This window comes from Anaerolinea thermolimosa (assembly GCF_001050195.2).
Lineage (GTDB): Bacteria > Chloroflexota > Anaerolineae > Anaerolineales > Anaerolineaceae > Anaerolinea > Anaerolinea thermolimosa.
The window spans coordinates 1,045,477-1,048,782 of record NZ_DF967965.1 but is presented as its reverse complement, the minus strand read 5'-3'; the positions used below and the strand labels follow the sequence as shown (position 1 = coordinate 1,048,782).

Genomic DNA, 3,306 nt, shown 5'->3' with positions numbered 1-3,306 from the left:
GGTGAGAGGCGGCAAGGGCAACAAGACCCGCCGGGTGCCGCTGAACTCCGAAGCCCGCCAGGCCCTCAAAGCGTGGCTGGACGAAAGACCGCACGGCGCAGGTGATTGGCTGTTTCTCTCGCGCATGGGCAACCCGTTGAGCGCGCGGGACGTCCAGCGCATGGTGGCGGAGTATGCGCGGATTGCCGGGGTGGAAGCCACCCCGCACACCCTGCGCCACACCTTTGCCACCCGTGCAGTTGAGAAAGGGGTGGACGTGGCCACCCTTGCGGCGATTCTGGGACACTCCCGGATTGAGACCACCGGGCGTTACCTGCACCCGACCGCTGAACGGATGCAGGATGCGGTAGAAAAAATATGAATATTTGATTCAAATAGTGGTAAAGGTGCACTGGTGCAGACGGTTCTCTCGCTCCAGACATTCCCCAATTAGATTGTTGCTGTTGTTAGGCCTGTATAAAAACGGACGATTCTGAGATGTACATTGGTTGCCACCGTTTCCTGCTTTGATCTATAGCAGGAATCTCTAATCCATGAAAAAACATGACCTCTCCACCACGCTTTCTGGTTTGTGCTGTGTAATGCAGACGGTAGCGAAGATGAGATACGCCCCGGTAGAGAGCATAAACATCATCTACATCATCATAAGACACAACCCATGGACAAATAAGGTTTTGCATAGCTTGTGCTAAACGGTGGTGGTCTTCCGCGTTATAGTAGTTATAGTACAGTGTGCGGCCTTTTACATAATATGGTGGATCTGCATAAACAAGACACTTTTCTGTTGAAAAGATATTTTGATGCAAAACTTCTAAGAATTGAATAGCATCCTGGTTATAAATTCGAATATTATCTTTATAATCGGCAATAAGTCGGATACGTTTGATTATCCCCTCTTTATTGAACCGAGCATCCATTCTCCACTTGCCAGATTGCCCTAATCCACCAATTATCCCACCCCTCAAAATCCCTGAACGGTTAGTCCTGTTTAGGAAAAGTGCAGCTAGCGCTACATCTATTTTTGAGTGTTGCTCAGGATGTTCAATTACCTCACGCTGTTGTTTCCATGTAGTTATGTCTAGGGTCACCGCTTTTATTCGCTCACATAACTCTTCGGGTTCTTCAAGCACGGTTTTCCATAAAGCGTAAATGGCCACATCGAGGTCGTTAAGATGAATTTCCTTAACATAGCCAGAGACAAGTAAAGATAAGGCTAGCCCTGCCCCACCCGCGAAAGGTTCAATATAGTGAGCGCCAACTAAATTATTGTGTTCGATGAGATCGCGAAAGAAAGGGAAAACTTTGCGTTTTCCTCCGGGAAAACGCAGAGGAGTGACAAATCCTATCGCTTGATGGAGTTGTAGGTGTTCCATAGCGCCTCAAACAATGGATGGTAAGCGTCCCACCAGTATTTTGCTGTATCTCCACGAGGTTCAAAAACCGGATTATGCAGGTATGCTTGAAGTGTATTAACACTCAATGGATTATTTTGATCAGATTGATATTTGTTTAATGCTTGGACTAAATCAACTGTTAAAGTCTTTTGCCGCCCCAGATACTCCACTACCTGTGACAACTTTGTGCTTAAGCGAATATTAAAAGGTGGATTGGAATTCGTGGGGTTTTTCATCATGTCCTGAAATTCCGCTTCAGAAGCAAATTTTTGTATGAAAATATCCAACGAACCCTCTAAAAATGCACGAATACCCATAATCCCGACATTAGGGTAGGATTCGGCTTCCAGCTGGCAAAGTTCTTGATAAAGATGGTTAAGAGTCGAATGTTGAATCTTTATGCCTTTAGCAGCAATCTGACGCCGCTTCTTATAATCCTGCGAAGCTGAGGGCCTTGACGGAAGTATCGATGCAACAGGGGGAGGTACAAGGGGCGGAGTTTGTACTGGTGGAGGAGAGGAAGGTTCTGTATTCTCTGGTGAATCCGATTGAGGTAATTGATCTATTGGTATTTTGCTTTCGACTACAGAAATGGATTCCGACATGGGAGATGGAATTTGAGCAAGCACTTGGTCTAAATACTTGACGCGTTCCTGTTTCTGATTAATATCACGTGAAGTCAAGCGTTTTCGCTTGATGTTAGGATCCTTGTTGACAGTATCTAAAGCAATGTATTGTATGACCCTTAGCGCCCAGTCTTGTAATTGAGGATCGTGAGGTAGTCTGATTTCACCTTCTTCAATTTCTATATTCAATCGAGAAGATACATCGGGGTCTTTGACCATACGCTCTAGGGTACTCAAAACAACAGGTAAATCAGGTTCTAGATAACCCCTTTCCGTCAATATTTTCACTATTTGCGTAGCAATGGTATGTTCTCGTGCCGAAACTCGTAGACGAAAATGGTCTTTAGCTATCTTGTCCCAAGGGGTCACTCCACGCCCTTCGTTCTCGCCAGTGTGCCGCAGGTAAATCCAGTGATTTGCTTCCTCTGGTGTGGGATACACAACACAGAGCACTTCCTGATACTGTTCATGAAATTGGTCCAGAAAGTTTTTACGCAATTCTTCCAGGCGTTTCAATACCCGGGACTCCGTCCGAAAAACTGTAACAGCAAGATCAGGGAAATATAGCAACTTCAGGGAAGCAATGCGCCGATTGCCTTCCATGACCTGAAATATACTATCATCAAATGGGTCTGGCACAACAATAGGTAAGTCGGCTGGATTAATGCCGTTCTTTACAATGTCATCTATCAAATTCAACATATACCGTAAGGCCGTTTCGGGCTTATTTTTTATTTCCCTGAATAAAGCCATTATGGCATCTGGTTCGCTAATTTGCGGATTCCTATAGCGGGGGTTTTGTGGATTGACCCTCAAATGAGAAATGGGTAAGGTCTTGTACTGTCCCATGTTTGAAATCTCCCGATCCTATTATTTCGAGCCTAATGACTTTCCTAAGATTCAACACGAGGTCATATCAATCCAAATTGAACTAGGCTTTCCCTTGAAACATATTTGGCTATGTGGAATCGTAAGTGATATGGTTTACGTGGGCTGTGCTTTCTCAGGGTAATTTAGATAGATTGTACATTCAAAAAGCAAATTGCAGCAAGTGAAAACCCTGAAAGAAGACAGGGTGCCGCTGGTGGTACTCCATGAAGCGGGCAAGCACCATGCCGAAGACCTGGTACTTCTGCGCCTGCAAGACCTTGAGCGCCTGCTGAACCAACAAACCTGAAAGGCACTTGAAAAAAACGAAAAACTGACTACAATAAAACGTAGAGATGACCTACCCGGTCATCCACGATTGCGACAGGCAGGCTACCCGCCGGACTGGTAAATGTCCG

4 protein-coding genes are annotated in these 3,306 nt (G+C 45.5%); 2 read left to right on the top strand and 2 right to left on the bottom strand.

Annotated features, from left to right (window positions below):
• A partial coding sequence (locus tag ATHL_RS04765; RefSeq protein ID WP_162787580.1) for a tyrosine-type recombinase/integrase occupies positions 1 to 361 on the top strand: 361 nt, incomplete at its 5' end.
• A gap of 85 nt (positions 362 to 446) precedes the next feature.
• Here ATHL_RS04765 and ATHL_RS04760 read toward each other — a convergent pair.
• Positions 447 to 1,373, bottom strand: coding sequence for a DNA adenine methylase (locus ATHL_RS04760; protein ID WP_062190322.1), 927 nt, complete (start codon positions 1,371 to 1,373; stop codon positions 447 to 449).
• Complete coding sequence (locus ATHL_RS04755) at positions 1,343 to 2,869, bottom strand: hypothetical protein (protein ID WP_062190321.1); 1,527 nt, start codon at positions 2,867 to 2,869, stop codon at positions 1,343 to 1,345. Before ATHL_RS04755 ends, ATHL_RS04760 begins: the two co-directional genes overlap by 31 nt.
• 193 nt (positions 2,870 to 3,062) lie before the next feature.
• Here ATHL_RS04755 and ATHL_RS19480 point away from each other — a divergent pair, with 193 nt between their 5' ends.
• Complete coding sequence (locus ATHL_RS19480) at positions 3,063 to 3,197, top strand: hypothetical protein (RefSeq protein ID WP_272897338.1); 135 nt, start codon at positions 3,063 to 3,065, stop codon at positions 3,195 to 3,197.
• Positions 3,198 to 3,306 lie beyond the last annotated feature (109 nt).